The organism is Pseudomonas sp. Ma2-10, from assembly GCF_054330215.1.
Genome location: NZ_JBTEYL010000006.1, coordinates 184,394 through 204,228 on the forward strand (window position 1 = coordinate 184,394; position 19,835 = coordinate 204,228).

Annotated in this window: 12 protein-coding genes; 4 read left to right on the forward strand and 8 right to left on the reverse strand. The window is 57.9% G+C overall.

All coding sequences use genetic code 11. The annotated features are described in order from the left end of the window. The first annotated feature begins 35 nt into the window (after positions 1 to 35). On the forward strand, positions 36 to 7,115 hold the full coding sequence (locus ACXPVS_RS10720; protein WP_458509905.1) for a TcdA/TcdB pore-forming domain-containing protein: 7,080 nt from the start codon (positions 36 to 38) through the stop codon (positions 7,113 to 7,115). On the opposite strand, the gene ACXPVS_RS10725 is transcribed toward ACXPVS_RS10720, so the two are convergent. After that, on the reverse strand, positions 7,084 to 7,680 hold the full coding sequence (locus ACXPVS_RS10725) for a MarC family protein (protein ID WP_458509906.1): 597 nt from the start codon (positions 7,678 to 7,680) through the stop codon (positions 7,084 to 7,086). The genes ACXPVS_RS10720 and ACXPVS_RS10725 overlap by 32 nt on opposite strands. 279 nt (positions 7,681 to 7,959) lie before the next feature. Between ACXPVS_RS10725 and ACXPVS_RS10730 the strand changes: the two genes are divergently transcribed. The 3 genes from ACXPVS_RS10730 (at position 7,960) to ACXPVS_RS10740 (ending at position 10,230) form a co-directional block, all read left to right on the forward strand. Beyond that, complete coding sequence (locus ACXPVS_RS10730; RefSeq protein ID WP_458509907.1) at positions 7,960 to 8,766, forward strand: hypothetical protein; 807 nt, start codon at positions 7,960 to 7,962, stop codon at positions 8,764 to 8,766. A gap of 64 nt (positions 8,767 to 8,830) precedes the next feature. Continuing rightward, positions 8,831 to 9,553: a hypothetical protein gene (locus ACXPVS_RS10735; RefSeq protein WP_458509908.1), complete on the forward strand. Its 723-nt coding sequence runs from the start codon at positions 8,831 to 8,833 to the stop codon at positions 9,551 to 9,553. After that, positions 9,550 to 10,230 (forward strand): hypothetical protein, encoded by a 681-nt coding sequence (locus tag ACXPVS_RS10740; RefSeq protein ID WP_458509909.1) that lies wholly within the window; start codon positions 9,550 to 9,552, stop codon positions 10,228 to 10,230. Before ACXPVS_RS10735 ends, ACXPVS_RS10740 begins: the two co-directional genes overlap by 4 nt. Before the next feature lie 3 nt (positions 10,231 to 10,233). Here ACXPVS_RS10740 and ACXPVS_RS10745 read toward each other — a convergent pair whose 3' ends face one another. The 7 genes from ACXPVS_RS10745 to prmA all read right to left on the reverse strand — a co-directional run bounded on the left by ACXPVS_RS10745 (position 10,234) and on the right by prmA (position 19,820). Further along, the gene (locus ACXPVS_RS10745) at positions 10,234 to 13,011 is read right to left on the reverse strand and encodes a response regulator (RefSeq protein ID WP_458509910.1); all 2,778 of its coding nucleotides are present in this window, start codon (positions 13,009 to 13,011) and stop codon (positions 10,234 to 10,236) included. A 99-nt stretch (positions 13,012 to 13,110) separates the two neighbouring features. Next, positions 13,111 to 14,406: a phosphoribosylamine--glycine ligase gene (gene purD / locus ACXPVS_RS10750; RefSeq protein WP_458509911.1), complete on the reverse strand. Its 1,296-nt coding sequence runs from the start codon at positions 14,404 to 14,406 to the stop codon at positions 13,111 to 13,113. 94 nt (positions 14,407 to 14,500) lie between these two features. Continuing rightward, entirely contained in the window at positions 14,501 to 16,108 is a 1,608-nt protein-coding gene (purH, locus tag ACXPVS_RS10755) for a bifunctional phosphoribosylaminoimidazolecarboxamide formyltransferase/IMP cyclohydrolase (protein ID WP_458509912.1), read from the reverse strand. An 81-nt stretch (positions 16,109 to 16,189) separates the two neighbouring features. Further along, positions 16,190 to 16,510 (reverse strand): DNA-binding transcriptional regulator Fis, encoded by a 321-nt coding sequence (gene fis, locus ACXPVS_RS10760; protein ID WP_007907419.1) that lies wholly within the window; start codon positions 16,508 to 16,510, stop codon positions 16,190 to 16,192. Then, positions 16,507 to 17,517, reverse strand: coding sequence for a tRNA dihydrouridine synthase DusB (gene dusB, locus ACXPVS_RS10765; RefSeq protein ID WP_458509913.1), 1,011 nt, complete (start codon positions 17,515 to 17,517; stop codon positions 16,507 to 16,509). Before dusB ends, fis begins: the two co-directional genes overlap by 4 nt. 185 nt (positions 17,518 to 17,702) lie before the next feature. Then, positions 17,703 to 18,911 carry a DUF3426 domain-containing protein gene (locus ACXPVS_RS10770; protein ID WP_458509914.1) on the reverse strand — a complete coding sequence of 403 codons (1,209 nt, stop codon included), beginning with the start codon at positions 18,909 to 18,911 and terminating at the stop codon, positions 17,703 to 17,705. Between the two features lie 30 nt (positions 18,912 to 18,941). Then, the gene (prmA, locus tag ACXPVS_RS10775; protein ID WP_458509915.1) at positions 18,942 to 19,820 is read right to left on the reverse strand and encodes a 50S ribosomal protein L11 methyltransferase; all 879 of its coding nucleotides are present in this window, start codon (positions 19,818 to 19,820) and stop codon (positions 18,942 to 18,944) included. Between the last annotated feature and the right edge of the window lie 15 nt (positions 19,821 to 19,835).

The following is a 19,835-nucleotide window of genomic DNA, read 5'->3' on the forward strand; positions in this document are numbered from 1 at the left end:
AGTGGCGGTCGGATTTTTTTCATAAGGATATGAAAATGAAAAGTACAACTACCGGAACACTGAATCAGACTGACACTTTTTCCATGCCGTTTGATCGCAGCGAGTTGGTGTTTGCGTTGAGCGGCTTCAAAGACATGCCGGAGCACGCAGCGGCTTTGCGTTACTTCGACGGTGCTACCGAAGCGTCGAGTCTGGACGCCCAACTGACGCCGATAAGTCTATTGAAGGAAACGCTCGAATCAAAAAACCCGAAAGGTTCGGCTGCCACACTGCAAAAAGTCCGGGATAAACTGACGGACTATTACCTGCGTTTGAGTACGACTGTCGAACTACTGAATACGGTCAAACCCGTCCCCAAAAAGTTGCACTTTGTCTGGGTGGGCGGTGGCATTGGCGCTATTCAGGGAGACTACATCAATGTCTGGAGGCAAATGCTTGCCTCAAAGGGTTACAGCCTCAACCTGTGGTATGACAGCGATGCGTTGCTGGCCCATGAGACCAATCGCATTATCGTCGAGTCAGCCAAGGCGCTGGGGACGATTGCTGCGCCACAAGGCGCAGTCGATACGCCGGCGGCGTTGGCTCGGCGTTACATCGAGCGAACTCGAGTGTTGCGACAGCAGATGTTCGAGCACATCCAGTCCGTCACCCAGGCGGGCGGCAGCGCTGATCAGGCGCGAATTGATCTTTTAGTCAGTGCCTATGGTCAGAATGAAGGAGCGCTCAAGGCACTCAAGGCGCGCAATCTTCAATCGCTGCAACGCGTGGAAGTTGTCCATCGAGACATTCGCGTAGCGCTGATCGATCAACCGTTGTTCGATATTTATGAACGCGAAATTGCGTTTCGCGCCAACTTGGCAGCCGCATCCGATATCACACGGTTACAGGTTCTGAATCTCGAGAGTGGAACCTATCTTGACGCTGACTTGCTGCCGTCTCTGCATAAAGTACTCGGTGGTGTGGACCTTGCCGCCTTCAGTGCCGAAGAACGTATAGGTGTGATGCAAGTATTGTTTGATCACAACCCGACAATACTTCCGAATCGGGGGCAGGCCTATGCAGATTTTCGCCCCAAGGTGCCGGAGCAACACAGAGAGGCGATAACAGTCTTTGCCAAAAGCATGCCGTCCCTCAGCGATATTTTTGCGCCGTTCAATGACGTCATGGTTGCAGAGAACGGGCTGCGCGTCGGGAACAAAAACACGCCTGATTCGATGCCGAATCAAATCAAGACGCCGTTTAACGGATTATCCAATGCCCTGTTGAGTGGTCATGCGGGCTCTGCGCAACTTGCCGCCGTTATGGAAAAAATTCGCAGCAACTATCAGTTCCTGGATCGGGTCGTTACGCAGGCCTTGAGCAGCAATGTATCGCTTCAGGATCGCCAGGCATTTCCCGATCTGATTATCCGGGAGCTGGAGAAACAACACGGTTCGATTTCAAGCTGGAAGGCGAATCTGCAAAGCCTCAACAGTTTTTTGCAGGCGATCATTGACTATGATGCCGACGGCATCAGGTTCGGTGCCCAATCGGCCATTGCGATGAGCGGGCCGACGGCCGTATCCAGCGGTTTGAGTGAGTTTGTCGAAGACCATGCGATGCTTGAAAGCCGCCAACTGATCAGCGACAAGGTTGACCTGTTCGACGGCTTTAACCTCGCCACCGAAGAAGAAACCCATCACAGCTGGAAAGACAATGCCAAGACTGAGGTGGCCTGGTTCGAGCTTGAAACACTAAAAGCGAGCCAGGGCGGCTATAAGGCCCATTTCAAAGGCAACATCACTGAGCTGCTTAAAGGTCAGCTTATGACGTTTGAAAAGGGTTGGCCTGTGATTGAAGGCCGCCCGGTTTTACAGGCCGACATCTTGCAGCAACTGGTGGACGGCCTGGGCGCCCCCTTCATCCGGGCCATGAACGAAAAACTTAGCGGCGACCTGAGCTTCGATAAGCCTTGGTCCCTGAGCTTCGATGAGCGTCAGCGGATCCTGGCGCAAGCCGGTGTCGAACTTCCGGTTTCACACGGTTTTGAGCCGATCGGCAACTTGAACGAAATGATTGCCCGTATTGGCCACGGCGCTCTGCCGCTTGATCAACTGAGCCCGGTACATCGGGTATTACTCGGTGGGCTGTTCGGCGCGCAGACGCTGGATAATGGCGGATTCGAGGAGGCCTGGCAGCGCACCCGAACCCTCGCTCAGAGCACCGCCGACCTGGGTTTTGCCCAGCGTTATCTGGCCATCGAACAGGCCTTGCTCGCACGCAGGCATCCTGCATTCGAAGCCGGGTTTGCAGCGGCTCAGGCAATGGCTGAACCATCGAAGCACAGTGCTCAGGTGCTCAAGGCCCTTGCGTTCGAGAAGCCGTTGACCTTGCGTCAATGGGGCGAGCACATGGCCCGCATCAGGTTTCAGGCCCAATACGAGCTGCGTCACCACATCTTCCAGCGCAGCGCCACGGTGCTCGAAACCTTCATCGCGCAAGGTGCTTCGGCGGGGCGGTTGATGCCGCAGGGATTGTTGGTCAGGGGTGAAGGCGATCCCGGAAGGCGCTGTTATCCACTGGTATTGGCCATGGCGGCAGCCATCGAAAAAGGCCCCTCGGCCGTGGACGCTTTGAGCGCCAGGCTGGCCAATGCCAACCTGGCGCCCGATGCCAATGAAACCCATGCCTTTCTATTGGCCCTTGATGAGTTGCGGACGGTGCCAATGGCACAGTCGGGCACTTTATCAGGCGCGTCCGGGCTGGATCAGGTCCTGCAGACACTGGATACCAGGACTTCCACCAGTACCTTGATGCTCAACACCGAAAGCCATTCCCTGTTGGTGGCAAAAATCGTCAATGGCGAGTCCAGTGCCTACCGCTTCTACGATCCGAATTTCGGTGTCTTCGGATTTGACCGGGCGCAGGACCTGCACCGTGCTCTTGAGCAGTTTCTGAGCATCCCTGAGCTGGCCAAACTCTATGAGATCAGTCACCTGACGGAAGCGACGTTCAACGTCGTCGACCTCAATGGCCCTCGTATCGCCGATCTGGCGCTGCCGTCGCAGATCAATGTGTCGGGTTTGCTGAGTCATGATCCGATCAGCACCGGTGTGACGGTGGCTCCATGGGAACACCACGCTGAGTTACGCGCCCGTTCATTGTCGGAAAATGCCCGGCTGGGGCGTGGACTGAACGAACTGGACGCCCGTCACTGGGCGCAGAAAATTCAGCACAGCGCTGATCGTCTCTACACAGAAAGTAACCTTGGGCGAGACTTTGTTCCGGTGTTCGACAGTGTGCGAGAGGTGTCGGGTGGGCACTATGAAATCAGCCTGGTCAATCTCAAGGACCCCACGCGCACCGTGACGGTGCCCAGTACAGACGGCGTTCTGTCGCGAATCCGCGCCTACTTGACGGAGACCTTCCAGACGCTGTCGGTCAAGCCGTCCGTACCGGGTAAAGTCGACCCGACCGATGTCAGTGCCGTGCATACCTTGAATGCAGCTTTTACGGTTCAGGCGCTGCTGTTAGCGCTCCAATCCCATGAGCAAATCAGCGACATCAACGAAGACCGGAGCCTGACGACTGCCGTGCGAATGCATGGTTACCTCAGTTATGCGCAACTGGCCCATGGCAATCTGCTCGACGTCGTGGATTTGCTCCAACTGTTCCGGGTGGCGTTAAACGACGCACCGCTGGTGGCCAGGACCACCTCCTCGGTGGTGGTCAACGCGCTGGGACATATTGCCAGGGATGGTTTGGCCACGGTTATGCAACTGGCCACGCTGGGGTTCGATATCTATCTGCTGGCCAATGCCAAGGACGATCTGCAACAGGCGCAATACGGCACGCAGTTAGCCTTCGATTCGGCGGGGCTAGCACTGTCTGTGGCGGGCATAGGCGCCGGCCTGGCAGGTGCCAGTACGGCAGCTGCGTTTCTTGGCGGAGCCGGTGTGATTTTGGGCGGGTTGGCCATTGGCGTAGGCGCGCTGGTCGAAGGGTTCAACGGCATATTGATGCGAGGACGGCGGATCGGTTTGTACCTGAACCGCGTCGATAAGGCGTATCGCTCGGGCGGTCACTCGATCAGGGAGGGTGTGTTTTATCCGAATCCTTATGCGGTCATCCGCGAGATTGATTTGCGCAACCAGCGACTGACGTTCGGCAGTCAGGAAATTTTATCGGCCAACACCACCACGCTGCACCCGCCGACTGACAATCCTGATCGTTCGAAAGCCATTAACATTCGACAACACCTCGAGTTGCCGGAGCATGCGGCTATTGGCGATTTGACGACCTTTCAGGCCATTGTCCTGCCGTGTGTGGCCAACACCTGGTTCGGTTTCGATTACAAGGCCCTGCCGTTTTCGACCACACGTTCCGAGCATTTTGAAACTGCGCTGAAGCTGGAGTACGACGCAGCAGACAATCGCCAGTTCTGGTTTACCTTTTACAAGTTCCCCACCGAATACATCATGCACAACTTGTATCCGATAGAAGTCGAGACGACGATCAGTGTCTTGCTGGATGAGGCGCCGCGTTCGTTGCTGGTGCCCGAGCTGCCCAAGATGTTGCACGGCAAGCTGTCCTACAGTATTGAAGGGGTGGGTGGTCATTGTGCGCTGACACTTGTTCCGGGCGTGCGATCGGTCCATCTGTCGCTGGCACAGAAGGCTCGGCCCATGGCCTGGACGCTGCGTGCGCTTTGGTTGAGCGAAGAGGATGTCGTTGTCGGCAAAGGCCTTTTGAAGGTGGGGGCTGTCGATGTTCACGTCATGGGTACGCCTGAATTGGTTATCCAGACTTCGCATCACTCGTTTCGAGTTGACTGGGCGAAACAGCAGTTGCTGCTCGAAGAACTGGAGAGCGACCCGACTGTCGACATTGCGATGATCCAGGCCCGAATCAGGAAACTGGGCCGCACCAATCGTTTGGCCAGCCCGTTTACAGCGGTTCAGAATTTCCCGGTTCCGTTCGCCGACCCGCAAGCACCACAACTCACCACGGCGTTTTATGAGCAGGCTCGTGATCGTTTTATCTACGCTCGCGACCTCCCATCAGCACTGGCGAACCAAGTCAGGCTGGGCGCGGTTATGGGTGGGCAGGCGTATTTCTATTGCGCCCAGGAAGCACTCATCTGGCGCTCTGACGTGGTCACCGGGCAGGTCAATCGATTCTATAGGCTGATGGACCCGGTGCCCGGTTCGAGCATTTCGGTGTTCCAGGTCCTGGGGCAGGGGGTTATTCGGATTGTCCAGCAAGTGACCCAGCGCACCGGGCGTGAAGCCGAGGCGGTCTACCTGTTGGGTGAGGATGAAGTCTTACTGCTGGCGATTGCAGGTCATCTGACCGACCGTCAGCAAGACCTGCTGTCCAAGGGCACCCTGCCAGGGTGGTCGAACTTCTTGTGGGATTACGAACTGTTGGTCAAGGACTCGAAACTTTTGCCTTTGACCCACGTGAAAGTCGTGGATTATCAGCCCGCGGCGTTTGTCTCGATAACACCTTTGACACAGGGCAGAAAGGATCCGGTCAGCACGTGGATCCGTGCTGCCGATGGCCTGGTGATCCGTCCCAATGTGCCGCAGATTGAGGGGCCGGGCGGCACGGTCAGCCCGATGTTGCTGACACCCGCGACCAGCACGGGCGATACCGTCCTGTTCTTTGACAAGCGCAATCGGACCCTCTATCGCCAGAAGATCGGGATGACCGTCACCGGTGCCCAGGCTGAGCCTATCGGGCCCGGGAGTGTGATTGAGGTCATCGCCAATGAAAAACGCTATGTTGCGCTGACCAAGGAAGGGTTGTATTTCGAGCTCAACGAGCAAGGGCAGTCGAAGCTGGCCGGCGTCTCTGAAGACTGGCTGGAGGATGCCCGAGGGGCGTTGGGCATCGGCTTTGAGTTTTGGACCGACGTTGAGGTGCTTGCGAAGGCGTATCAAGCGTCGAGCTTTTCAGTTCTTGGTCTGGGTAGCGGCGTACGGAATGAAAAACTGTGTGCCTGGTACGTCGACCATCGATGGCTGATTGCTGATGTGGGCCCCGGCAAGGTAGTGCAGTTGGTGGCAACGACGCCAGATGAGGAGGCAGGGTGGTTGCTGGATGTTTCCGTTGGGCAACTTTACCGCCAAGCGTTCCTTGAGCCTGAAAAACTGCCGTCACTCTTTGATAATGGTTTGCAGCTTCTGCGGCAGGACTTGTTGCCTGTGCCACAAAAAGTCTGGTCCGAATGGTCTTTTGCGCAGGTATGGACACAGGGTGCCGGTCTGCGAGGGCGGACGCTTGAAGGGATTGAACTCGAGATGATGTTCGGTGAGCCGGCACGTATTGTCGGCGTCACGGGAGACTGGGTTCTGGCGCAACCGGGTACGAAGTACCCATACGATGCAGGGGTGAGACAAGCGTTGAAGGCGCTGGTGAGCAAGCATCCCCACGAAGCATTTGTATCGGTTGGCGGTTACCCGGGTTACCAATGGTACGTCGAGGGCATAGATCGTGTGGTGGGTGAGGTCAATACGAGCCTGGAAACCCGACTGCTGGGTGTTCGAAACAAAACGGTTGCCTTGTTACATGAAACACCCAGCCAACTGACCTACAGCACTTCGAGGGATGTGTGGCTGGAGAACAGCGTTGCACGTCGTGAAGCCGAGGTGTTGATGCTGGAATTTCAGGGTGAACTCAATGACGTTATGCCGCTGATACCTGACGGCGTTACCCAGTTGATCTTGAGTTATGGGCCCAGAGCGATCAGTTGCAGCATTTCGAGCGCTGTCTGGCAGCGGCTTGAATGCATTGTGGTTGATTGTCGTCGTTCATTGAGCGCTGAGTCACTGACGCCTGGCACATTGATTCTGGAGACCGGCGCGCAGGATGTTTGGCGGGTCAGCCTGGTTGAAAGGCAGTTGCTGTTCACCGACCCGAATACTGGGCACAGCCTGATCTTGCGCGATCACCCCGACGATTTGACCTCGAGCAACGAGGTAAGCCTGAATCTTCAGATTCATGGCGCCACAATGACCGTAACCCTTGCTCAGCTAGTGCAGGCACTGGCCATCGATGGCGAGGACAGGCCGCTCAGCGCGCTAATGACGAAGGTGGGCGTCACGGAACCAGATAGCCCTTCACCCCGGTAAAGATGATCTGCGCCGCCAAAGCGCAGACGAACAACCCCATCAACCGGCTGACGATCTGCAAACCCTGGTCACCGAGAATGCGCTCGATGCGGTTGGACAGATAAAGCACCACGCCGACGGTGAAACTGGCCAGGGCAATACTGATAATGGCCGTGAGTTTGTCGTCCCAATGCGGCTGACTCACGCCCATCACCAGCAAGGCGCCGATGGTGCCGGGGCCGACCGTCAGGGGGATGGTCAGCGGGACGATGGTCACGTCCTGCTGCACGTTGTCGGTTTGCACCACCGACTTGCCCTGAGCCATGCCCAGCGCCGAGATAAACAACACACTGCCGGCGCCGATGCGGAACGCGTCCACGGTGATGCCGAAGACGCTGAAAATCACCCTGCCGAACAGGTACAGCAAGACGCTGGAGACCAGGGTGGCAGTCGCCACTTTCCAGGCCAGTCGACGCTGTTCCTTGCGCGAATAACCGCGGGTCAGACTGATGAAGCAGGACAACACGAAGAACGGGCTGTAGAGCACCAGCATCTTCAGGTAAACGCTGAACAACACGTGGAGCATGGTCGAAGCTCGCGGCGATTGAAATTGACGTGGAGTCTATCAGGCGCCGGGCAGTCTGTCGGCTTGCAGTCATGGGGCGGCTGCAAGTGTCAAAGTCCTCGTTGTGTTAATAGTGGCTTAGTTGTTATTTTGTTGTTTGTAGTTGGTGATTGTCTTGTCTGGGTAATAATAAATTACATTATCTTGAGTTACAGTTGTGCGCTTGTTCGTTTTTTATAAGTTGCGTAAGTTTATCGCTCGGGTCCGCGGAGGGCCTTAATTAAATAAAGGGAAGTTTAAATGAATGTTGAGTCTAATTCAGTTGTAACTCTGTCTGATCGTCTTGAGCGTTTGAATGCTTATGATGTAGCGCCTGATAATGTCGTTATCGCTCCACGGGGTATGGCGATCAAATCTGTGCAGATTAATACCGATATCGAACAGCCGGATCGTGCATCGATTGTAGGTGACGGTGTACTGTCCTTTGTGTCGGGGATGTCCGAACAAAACAAGACCGACATTCAACACACTTATCTGTTTGCCTCGTTAGTGGCGAACAAAAAGTATCCGCGCGATGATCAAGGCAAGGAGTGGTATCAGTACTTCCTGCAAGTCATGCAGGATTCGGGCTGGACCATCCTGCAGAGGTATTACGACACCGTTGCGGCCTCCGGCAAGAGCTTCAAAATGGATCAACTGGTCCTGAAGATTCTGGGCTCCGCCGTTGCCGCCGCCGTACCCGGTCCGACCTCGGCGCTGATGTTGAAAGTTGCCGGCGATGCGCTGGCTGCACTGCAAGCCAGTGATAAACCGCTTCAGGTCTTCGACCAGAACATCAAGGATTCCGGTACGGGTGGTTTTGGTGTGGCGTCCTGCATCGAGAGTCAACACGGTGAAGTCATCCTGGCTCTGGGCGCGGTGCGCTTCATCAAACATGTTAACCAGACCAAAGTCCTGTTTGTTGACTGGGATGCCAGTTCGGTTGATCTGTACAAAGGCGAGTGCCATATGACCATGGTGCCATCCATTGTTGCGCGTACTCGTGCCACTATCATTGCGAAGTTAGGTGGTCGTGCGCTGACTAAAATCGACGAATACGAACTCTGATCACGGGTGATCGCTTTGGCGACTGCGCAGCAGTCGCCATTCTTGAATGGATCAGGAGAACGTGATGATTGATCAGGATTCAGTTTTTATTAATGCCGGTGCCGTTGTATTGCTGTCCTCTACGCTGTTGGAACAGGAGAGGCAGGATGTATTGAATTCGGTATTGTTTGCGCAGTTAGTGGCTAATAAGAAATACCCGGGATTCGACCGCGCTGATGGGTGGTATGAGACATATCAGGGGGTATTAAAAGACAGTTGGTTGCAGAGGTCTGTTGCGTGGGACAGTTTCGCCGTTGACGACGCGTCAAAACGCGCCATGGTCAATTGGGTTGAGAATCGGCTGGAAGCGACATCAGCTCGCACGATTGCCCATGTCATGCGTGCCTTCAACGATATTGCCCACGTTCCTGGTAACCACCCGGCGATTGAGCGGCTGCGGGAACAAACACTCAGGCCAGAAAATGACGGGGATGGGCACTCGCCAGCGAGTTGTAACGTCAGGTTGCAGATCATCGTGGCCCGACAAGGGGTGTTGATGGACAGTCTTTTTGTCGAGTTCAGGACCACCAAGCAAGGGGCTAATTATCCCTTGGACTACCTTTTTTCTACCGATGAGGTGCAGGGGGATATCGATCTAAGGTGGTTTCATGCCAACTTGTCGCCTGTACTTTATGGCTCAATTCGTGAAGCCGTGGTAAGGAAACTGGGGGGCAGGGCCGCGAATAACATCTTTGCCGTTGACGTCCAAGCGGGCGAAGTGCCGTTAAAGCCAGGAGCCTCTTTATGAATACCCTGAGCGCTCGGCTTGCAGTCAGTCAGGTCATCAACGATGGCACCTCTCCAGGCGCAGCAGTGGTTGGCAGTAGCATTGTTTCATTCAATGAGGGCCTGTCTCCCCAGGACAGGGAAGATATCTACCTGAGCAATCTGTATGCGCAACTCGCCACCCGTTCGGCATACGAGGACGGGTTGGTTGGCAACTGGTTCGATTACTACAAAAACAAACTCAAGTTTCTGGGTTGGGATACCACGCGTCCTGTCACTCCTGCACAGGCAAGGGGAGGACAGATGGCGGATAGCGTGTCGCGGCAACTATCAGACTCGGCGGGCGACCGCTTTTCGCGCCCGGCAAGTCAGGCGTTAGCGGCTCTGAAGCGTAACAGCACAGCGCTTGAGGAATTTGAAAGGACCAGTCTGCTACGTGAGAAGGGGATCTTCCAGATGATTCCCTGTGCGCTGAAATCACCCGGAAAAGTCGAAATAGCCCTGTATCACAAGCAGTTCAACACTCGCCGACGGGTCTCGAAGTTTTTGTTCTGGCCCATCGAGGAAGTCGTGGAAAGCAGTCAGGAGCAAATGGCGATCACTACCTTCAGCACGCTGCATTACGCAACCTTCCGGGATAAAGTCGCGGCTGCTGTTGTCGCCGAAACCACCCGTCATTTACATGAGCTGGAGATCTGAGGCTCAGGAGGTCTGAGCCGTCGCCCGATTCTGCTGATCACGTTGAGCCACCCAGTGCTCAATCAATTCACGCAACTGCGACAGCTCGACCGGTTTGGCCATATGCCCGTCCATGCCGGCTTGACGCGCGCGCTCTTTGTGCTCGGCGAGGATGTGCGCGGTCAGCGCCACCACCGGCGTGCGAATCCGCTGATTACTGACTTCCCAGGCACGCAATTGCTGAGTCGCGGAAAAGCCGTCGAGGATCGGCATTTCGCAGTCCATCAGGACCAGGTCATAACGCTGGGCTTTCATCGCCTGCAGGGCTTCTTCGCCATTGCTGGCGGTATCCGGTTGCAGGTTGAGCTTGCCTAGCATGCCGCGAATCACCTTGGTCGAGATGCTGTTGTCTTCGGCCACCAGGATGCGGAAATCGCTGGGCACCTTCACCGGTAAGGTCGGGCCGGTGGGCAGGTGCTGCGAGGCGGAAAGGCCTTTGTTTCGCTGGTTCAGTTCGTCGGCCAATGTCGTCTTGAGGGTGTAACCGGCCACCGGTTTGGCGAGGATGCGTTTGATCCCGGAGTTGCGCGCGATGATCTTGCTGGGCGCATTGCTGATGCCGGTGAGCATGATCAGCAGGATGTCGTGGTCCAGGCTCGGGTCTTCCTTGATCTTGGCGGCCAGTTGCATGCCGGTCATGCCGGGCATGTTCTGGTCCAGCAGGACCACGTCGAAGTAATCGCGCAAGTGAGCCTTGGTCCGCAGCAGCGCCAGCGCTTCCTTGCCGGACGCTACGGCACTGACATTCAGGCCCCAGGCAGTGCACTGTTGCACCAGCACTTTGCGACACGTGTCGTTATCGTCCACCACCAATACCCGTGCACCCTGCAAGGGACCATCAAGGTCTGAGGTGGGGTGTTCTAGGCGGTCAGGGTCCAGCGGCAGGGTCAGCCACAAAGTGCTGCCCTGATTGGCGCCGCTCTTGATCCCGAACTCCCCTTGCATCAAGCGAATCAGTTGACGGGCGATCACCAGCCCCAGGTTGCCTCCCAGACGGGTGGCCGAGAGGAAGTGCTTGCTGTGCAGTTCGGCGTGCATCAATGCGTCGCGCTCTTCGGCGTCCATCGGCTCACCGCTGTCCTGCACGGCAATGCGCAAGCGCGGTTTGGCACTGCGCTCATCGAGCGCGACGACGATCAGGATTTCACCTTCGTCGGTTTTCTTCAGGGCGTTTTCCAGCAGGCTCAGCAGGGTCTGACGCAGGCGCGTCGGGTCACCGCTGATGACGCGCGGCACTTGCGGCTGGATAAAGCTGATCAGCTCGACGTTCTGCTGTTCGGCCTTGGCGCGGAAGATGTTCAGACAGTCTTCGATCAGCGCGTTGAGGTCGAACTGCACATCGTCCAGTTCTATCTGCCCGGACTCGAGCTTGGAGATGTCGAGAATCTCGTTGATCAGTGTCAGCAGTTCGTTGCCGGCACTGTGGATGGTCTGTACATAGTCGCGCTGCTTGACCGAGAGCGGCGTGCCCAGCAGCAGCTCGGTCATGCCCAGCACGCCATTCATCGGGGTGCGGATTTCGTGGCTGATTTTTGCCAGGAACTCGGCCTTGGCGTTGATCTCGGCGTTGCTGGCGGCCAGGTCGCGGCTGACGCTGAAACGGTCTTCGGTGATGCTGCGCTGACGCTCGCTCAAGGCAATGCTCATCAACAGGCCACTGATACAGATGAACACCAGCAACGTGGTGATCAGGCCTTGAGGTTCCACCAGGGTCAGCCCCAGCAACGCGGGCAGGATAATCAGCGCGCCGGCGTTGAACACCACCATTGCCGCCACGAAAAGACGCGCCGGGCGATAGCCTTTTTGCCAGTGATAGGCGCTGACGAACAACATGGTCAGACCCGCGAGGGCGACCAGCGCGTAGGTAATGATGTTCAGCGGCAGCGTATTGACGAACAACAGCAGCAAGCCGCAGACACTGATGAGCAGGATGTCGCCCAACAGCAGCTTGTTCAGCGGGTGCGGGCCGAGCGGGGCGAAGAAACGATAGGCCAACATCAGGCCGCAGGGTGCCGTCAGCAGCAGGGTGAGGTAAGCGCCCGGCGTCTGGACCGCATGCCAGTTCGGTAACCAGGGGCCTGCTACGTTCAGCAGCAAGACCAGGCTGAGCATCAACAGTCCTTCGCAGCCCGCTAGCCAGAGGCTGCTGCGTGAACGGGTGTAGGCATAACGAATGAGGTTGTGCAGGATCAGCATCGCGATACAGCCGAACAACAGTCCGTAGATCAGCGTCTGATTCTGATTGGCGGCGGTCATGACCGCCGACTGCAGGGTGATGTAAGGCCTCAACTGATGGTCGGAGACCAGTCGCAGGTAAACATCGAGAGGTTTTACGTTTTGCGGCAGCGGCAACATGAAGTCGCTGCTGGGCAGTGGCCGTTCAGCCTGGGGCTGGCCGGTGCCGGTGTTCAGTTGCTCGATCAGCGTGTCGCCGTCCAGCACATACAGATTGAGGTGCGACAAGTCGGGAGCGAACACCCGCAGCAACTGTTCATGCTTGCCGGGAGCGAGTCTGAAACGCAGCCATAACGCGCCATCGGGCTCGGCGGCGGTGAGGCGGTCGAGTTCAATGGGGCTGAATTGATTGGTGTAGCGAGCGGAACGGATGTCGCTGAGCTGCAGGTCGCCCTGTTCGTCGAGCAATACCGTCCAGCCACTGCCTTGCTCGGCCTGGGCCGGGAGTATGCAGAGCAAGGTCAGCAGAGTGACGGTGAAACCTATGGCAATCCTGAGCCAGCGCACGGCGAAATCCCTTCGTAGGTTGATGCCAGAATATAACGATGCGCGGCGCCGCAATAGTCCGGCAAGGGCTTGAAGCCCTCGCCTGGCCGAGTGGCGTTCTTATTCCTGATTGTCGCCACGCTCGCGGGCAATGGCACGGTAGCCAATGTCCTTGCGATAGAAACAGCCTTGCCAGTCAATTTTGGCCGCCAGCTTGTAAGCCTGCTGCTGAGCGACATCGACGCTGGCACCCATTGCCGTGGCGCAGAGTACCCGACCACCGGCCGTCACCACTTGACCGTCCTTGAGTGCCGTACCGGCGTGGAAGACTTTGCCTTCCAATGCTGCAGCTGCATCGAGACCGTTGATGGCAACGCCTTTAGCGTAGTCACCAGGATATCCGCCAGCCGCCAGCACGATGCCGACGCTCGGGCGCGGATCCCATTGTGCTTCGACCTTGTCCAGTGCTTGCGCCAGCGCCGCTTCGACCAGCAGCACCAGGCTCGACTGCAAACGCAGCATCACCGGTTGGGTCTCAGGGTCGCCGAAACGGCAGTTGAATTCGATGACTTTTGGGTTACCAGCTTTGTCGATCATCAGGCCGGCATACAGGAATCCAGTGTAAACGTTGCCTTCCTCGGCCATGCCGCGCACGGTCGGCCAGATCACCAGGTCCATGACGCGCTTGTGCACGTCAGCGGTCACGACCGGTGCAGGGGAGTAGGCGCCCATGCCGCCAGTGTTCGGACCGGTATCGCCGTCGCCGACGCGTTTGTGGTCCTGGCTGGTGGCCATCGGCAATACGTTCTTGCCGTCGACCATGACAATGAAGCTGGCTTCTTCGCCGTCCAGAAACTCTTCGATCACCACACGCGAACCGGCATCGCCGAATGCGTTGCCAGCCAGCATGTCGCGTACGGCGTCTTCGGCTTCGGTCAGCGTCATGGCAACGATCACGCCTTTACCGGCGGCCAGGCCATCGGCCTTGATCACGATCGGTGCGCCTTTTTCACGCAGATAAGCCAGCGCTGGCTCGATTTCGGTGAAGTTCTGGTAGTCGGCGGTCGGGATCTTGTGGCGTGCCAGAAAATCCTTGGTGAAGGCTTTCGAGCCTTCCAACTGAGCAGCGCCAGCGGTGGGGCCAAAGCAGTCCAGGCCACGGGAACGGAACAAATCGACGACGCCGGCGACCAGTGGCACTTCCGGGCCGACGATGGTCAGGGAAACATTCTTCTCGGCGAAGTCTGCAAGCTGTTCGAGTGCCAGCACGTCGATAGCGACGTTCTCGCACTTGGCTTCAATGGCGGTGCCGGCGTTGCCCGGGGCAACGAAAACCTTCTGCACGCGCGGATCCTGAGCCACTTTCCAGGCCAGGGCGTGTTCACGGCCACCGCTGCCAATGATCAAAACATTCATTTCAAAAACCTCGGATGACGCTGATTCTGTGGAGCACCGCAGAGATGCTTTTCTGTGGGAACGAGCCTGCTCGCTCCCACAGTTAATCGTCGGATTAGTGACGGAAGTGGCGCATGCCAGTAAAGACCATGGCGATGCCGGCTTCGTCTGCAGCAGCAATCACTTCGTTATCACGCATCGAACCACCTGGCTGGATCACCGCAGTGATACCAACCTTGGCCGCGTTGTCGATACCGTCGCGGAACGGGAAGAACGCATCCGATGCCATGACCGCCCCCTGAACCTGCAGACCCGCGTGTTCAGCCTTGATCGCAGCAATACGAGCGGAGTTCACACGGCTCATCTGGCCAGCGCCGACACCGATGGTCTGACGGTTCTTGGCGTAGACGATGGCGTTGGACTTAACGTATTTGGCGACTTTCCAGGCGAAGATCAGGTCGTGGATCTCTTGTTCGGTCGGGGCGCGTTTGGTGACGACTTTCAAGTCGTCGGCACCGATCATGCCGATGTCGCGGCTCTGCACCAGCAGACCACCGTTGACGCGTTTGTAGTCCCACGCAGCGGCGCGATCGGCCGACCACTCGCCGCAGGCCAGCAGGCGCACGTTGGCTTTTGCCGCCACGATGGCGCGAGCTTCTTCGCTGACGGACGGGGCGATGATCACTTCGACGAACTGACGCTCGACGATAGCCTTGGCCGTTTCAGCATCCAGCTCGCGGTTGAAGGCGATGATGCCGCCGAACGCCGACTCGGTGTCGGTGGCGTAAGCCAGTTCGTAAGCCTGACGGATGCCGCCTTCGGCGTCCGGGCTGACGGCCACGCCGCACGGGTTGGCGTGCTTGACGATCACGCAGGCTGGCTTGACGAAGCTTTTCACGCATTCCAGCGCGGCGTCGGTGTCGGCCACGTTGTTGTACGACAGCTCTTTGCCTTGCAGCTGAGTGGCGGTGGCGATGCCGACTTCGGCAGGCTTGGCCTCAACGTAGAACGCCGCGCTCTGGTGCGGATTCTCGCCGTAGCGCATTTCCTGAGCCTTGACGAACTGGCTGTTGAAGGTGCGCGGGAATTCGCTGCGACCTTCGGTGCTGAGGGTTTCAGCGGCCTGGTTAACGGTGCCCATGTAGTTGGCGATCATGCCGTCGTAGGCGGCGGTGTGTTCGAAGGCCTTGAGCATCAGGTCGAAGCGCTGAGCGTAGGTCAGGCCGCCGGCCTTGAGGCTTTCGAGGACGCTGGCGTAGTCGCCGGCATTCACCACGATGGCCACGTCTTTGTGGTTTTTTGCCGCCGAACGGACCATGGTCGGGCCGCCGATATCGATGTTCTCGATCGCGGTCGGCAGGTCGCAGCCTGGCTTGTTGATGGTGGCTTCGAACGGGTACAGGTTGACCGCGACCAGGTCGATCGGCTTGATGCCGTGCTCGTTCATGATGGCGTCATCGATACCGCGACGACCGAGGATCCCACCGTGGATTTTCGGGTGCAGGGTTTTTACCCGACCGTCCATCATCTCTGCGAAACCGGTGTAATCCGCGACTTCCACTGCGGCAACACCGTTGTCGCGCAGCAGCTTGAACGTTCCGCCGGTGGAGAGGATCTCGACGCCCAGGGCTTCAAGCTCTTTGGCGAATTCGAGGATCCCGGTCTTGTCGGAAACGCTGATCAAGGCGCGGCGGATCGGCAGGCGGGTAGTCTGGTCGGTCATTTCAATTTCCATCAAAAGCAAAGGAGTCAGCAAAAAAGGCGACCGGTTTTACGCGGGCGCCTTTCTGGTTTGATTGAATGCTTACAGCAAATCGTACTGCTTGAGTTTCTTGCGCAGCGTGCCTCGGTTCAGCCCGAGCAGCTCGCTGGCCTTGGTCTGGTTGCCCTTGACGTAGTTCATCACGCACTCGAGCAGGGGAGCCTCGACTTCGGAGAGCACCAGGTTGTACACATCAGTGACGGCGGCGCCCTCAAGGTGGGCGAAATAATTGTGCAGCGCCTTCTCGACACTCCCGCGAAGGGTCTGACCTTCTTCGCTCGGCGTATTGAGGTGCTGTTTCAAATTTACGTTGTCGCTCACGGGTGTTGTTCCACTCACTAAAGTCTCGGTCATCATCGTCATGCGGCCACCCCTTCTCCGTCCCCTGCCAGGCTCTTGTAACGTTCGGCGAAGAAGCCCTGAACGTTGGCGCATTGTGCTTCCGTATCTTCCAAACGATTGAAGTGGGCGCGAAACTCCCTGGCGCCCGGCAAGGTTGCGAGATACCAGCCCACATGCTTTCGAGCAATGCGTACGCCCATGACGTCTCCATAGAAGACATGCAGCGCGGCCAGATGCTCTAGCAGAATGCGTTCCACCTCGATCAGTTCCAGTGCCGGGAGTTTTTCGCCGGTACGTAGAAAGTGATCGATCTCACGAAAAATCCATGGTCGCCCCTGGGCGGCCCGGCCTACCAGCAGGCCATCGGCACCAGTCGCATCGAGCACGTACCGGGCCTTCTCTGGCGAATCGATGTCGCCGTTGGCAAAGACCGGAATCGATACGGCCTGCTTGATCGCGGCAATGGTGTCGTATTCGGCTTCGCCGGTGTATAGGTCGGCACGGGTGCGGCCATGAACCGCCAGCGCCGTAATGCCCGCCTGCTCGGCGATCTTCGCCACGGTCAGGCCGTTCTTGTTGTCCCGGTCCCAGCCGGTGCGGATCTTCAGGGTCACCGGCACATCAACCGCAGCCACTACGGCCTGCAGGATCTCGGTCACCAGTGCTTCATCCTTCAACAGTGCGGACCCGGCGGCCTTGTTGCAGACCTTTTTCGCCGGACAGCCCATGTTGATATCGATAATCTGTGCGCCCAGTTCTACGTTGGCCCGGGCCGCATCCGCCAGCATCTGTGCATCACCACCGGCGATCTGTACCGAGCGTGGCTCGGGATCACCTTCGTGGATCATGCGCATGCGCGACTTGCGGGTGTTCCACAAGCTCATGTCGCTGGTGACCATTTCCGAGACTACAAGTCCTGCGCCCAGTCGCTTGCACAGCTGACGAAAGGGTTGGTCTGTGACTCCCGCCATCGGGGCAAGAATCAAGCCGTTGTGCAATATGTAAGGACCGATGCGTACCGCCGACATAGGACTTCCCTGTTGTGGGGCCGGATCATGAGAGTTCGAAAAAGGGTTGGCATGATACCCGCTCTCGATGACTGGATAAAGGCTGAATTGAACAAAATCTGAACAGTTATTCTGTTATCGCCAGCAGTTTGGTGTGAGCGGTCAAAGTCAGAAATATGCCGTCAAAGCCGTAACACTGAAGCGTTTCACTCGGGCGAATGGAAGCTCAAGCTGTAATTCACCGCTTTGGAGCCTGGATCGAGAATATCCAGTGCGACGTGGATTGGCGTTTGCGGAGGCATTTCCGCCATTCCTTCAAGATCGCCGTTGAGGTACTCGCCGGGTTTGAAGCGGCGGCTGGCGATCAGATGGCCGTTGAGGTCGGCAAAACGCAACTCCAGCAGCGGGAAAGGCTGGGAGAAGGGCGCGCGGTTGTAGATGATCGCGTCGACCACCAGTGCACCGCTGAAGTCCGGGTGACTGCGGACCACCAGGTTGCTGCTTTTGATTTTGGCGATGTCGACTTTGGATGGCACGGTGCAGCCGATTTGCGGACACAGTTGCTGGAACCACGGACGGTACTGGTCCTGGCGCGCCAGCTCGTCGTAATGGTAGGCAATGTACTGACCGGCGAGCGTAGCGGCGCCGAGCAGGACCAGCAGCAGCCAGAAAAATCGGCGACCCCAGGGTGAACGGCGCTTTTGCCAGTCCAGTTGCAGTGGGTCATCGGTCAGGTCTTGCAGCGCTTCAGCGCGGACAACCGGCTCACGCTTTTTGCGCTGAGGCTCGATCGGGGGCAGATCGTCGTCGATGTCATCGGTCGCCGACAGGCGTGCGTGATGCATCGGGACGTCGAGCGGATCGTGCAGGCTCAGCGGTGGTGGCTGATGCTCGTCGTCCAGCTCCACTGGTTCCAGGGACAGCGAAGGCTCGGTGCGCGAGGGTTTACTCGGCTCGAGCTCCAGCTCCGGCAAGTCGGCTTCAGCGGCCTGCACTCGGTCGGCGGCCGACTCGCTGAACAGGCTGTCGGGCCACGGGGACTCTTCGTGCTCGACGGTATCCCGACTGGCACTCAGGTTGTCTTCGCGGTGCCGGCCAAACTCCGTCGTCGGCTGGATCTCCCGTTGTTCAAGGCGGGCGAGCTCTTCGTCCAGGTCTAGACTGTCCAGGTCCAGCTCGGCAGCAGTCCATTGCTTTTGGCTGATGGTTCGCGGACCCGGTGGTTCGGCGTGGGCCGGGGCCGGCGGTGTGATCGCGTCTTTGCCGGCCCGTTGCTCAAGCAGTTGCTTGGCGGCGTTGAACACCTGCAAGCATGAGCCGCAACGAACCACTCCGCGAGCCACGCTCAACTGAGTATGGCTGACGCGGAAGCTGGTTTGGCAATGCGGGCACTGGGTGACGAAGCTGTCGGTCATGCGGCGATCCGGTTTATGCAGGCGTTCATTCTAGCGCCGACGACCAGTGATGCGCACCCAGCCATCGCGATTGGCGATCGGGTCCAGGTCGAAGTCCTGAGTGTAGGCTTTGGCAACGTCTTCACCTTGCTCGGCGAGGATGCCCGACAGCGCCAGACGCCCACCGGATTTGACCAGGCTGGACAATTGTGGCGCCAGGGAAACCAGCGGACCGGCAAGAATGTTGGCCACCAGCACATCGGCCTGAACGTGCGGCAGATCTTGCGGCAGATACAGCGGGAAGAGTGCTTCGGCAATGTTGTTACGCCCGGCGTTATCGCGAGAGGCTTCCAGGGCTTGCACGTCGATATCGGTACCGACGGCTTCCTTGGCGCCCAGCAGCAGGGCGGCAATCGCCAGAATCCCTGAGCCACAGCCGAAGTCCAGCACGTTGCAGTCTTTCAGGTCCTGACCGTCGAGCCATTCAAGGCACAGTGCGGTAGTGGGGTGTGTGCCGGTGCCGAACGCCAGGCCCGGATCCAGCAGCAAATTCACGGCATCAGGCTCTGGCGCGGCATGCCAGCTTGGAACGATCCACAGGCGCTGGCCGAAACGCATCGGCTGGAAGCCGTCCATCCAGCTACGTTCCCAGTCCTGATCTTCGATGACTTCGCTGTGATGCTCGGGCAGCGGGCTGCCGGTCAGCAACTCCAGGTGAGCCAGTACGATGGCGGCTTCGGTGCCACCTTCGAACAGGGCCAGCAGGTGCGTGTGCGACCACAGCGGCGTGGTGTTGAGTTCCGGCTCGAAGATCGGCTGATCTTCGGCGTCCATGAAGGTCACCGATACGGCGCCCACTTCAAGGAAAGCGTCTTCGTAGGTTTCGGCCTGTTCTGGGCTGATGGCGAGACGGACTTGCAGCCAAGGCATGGCGGGCACCTTTGA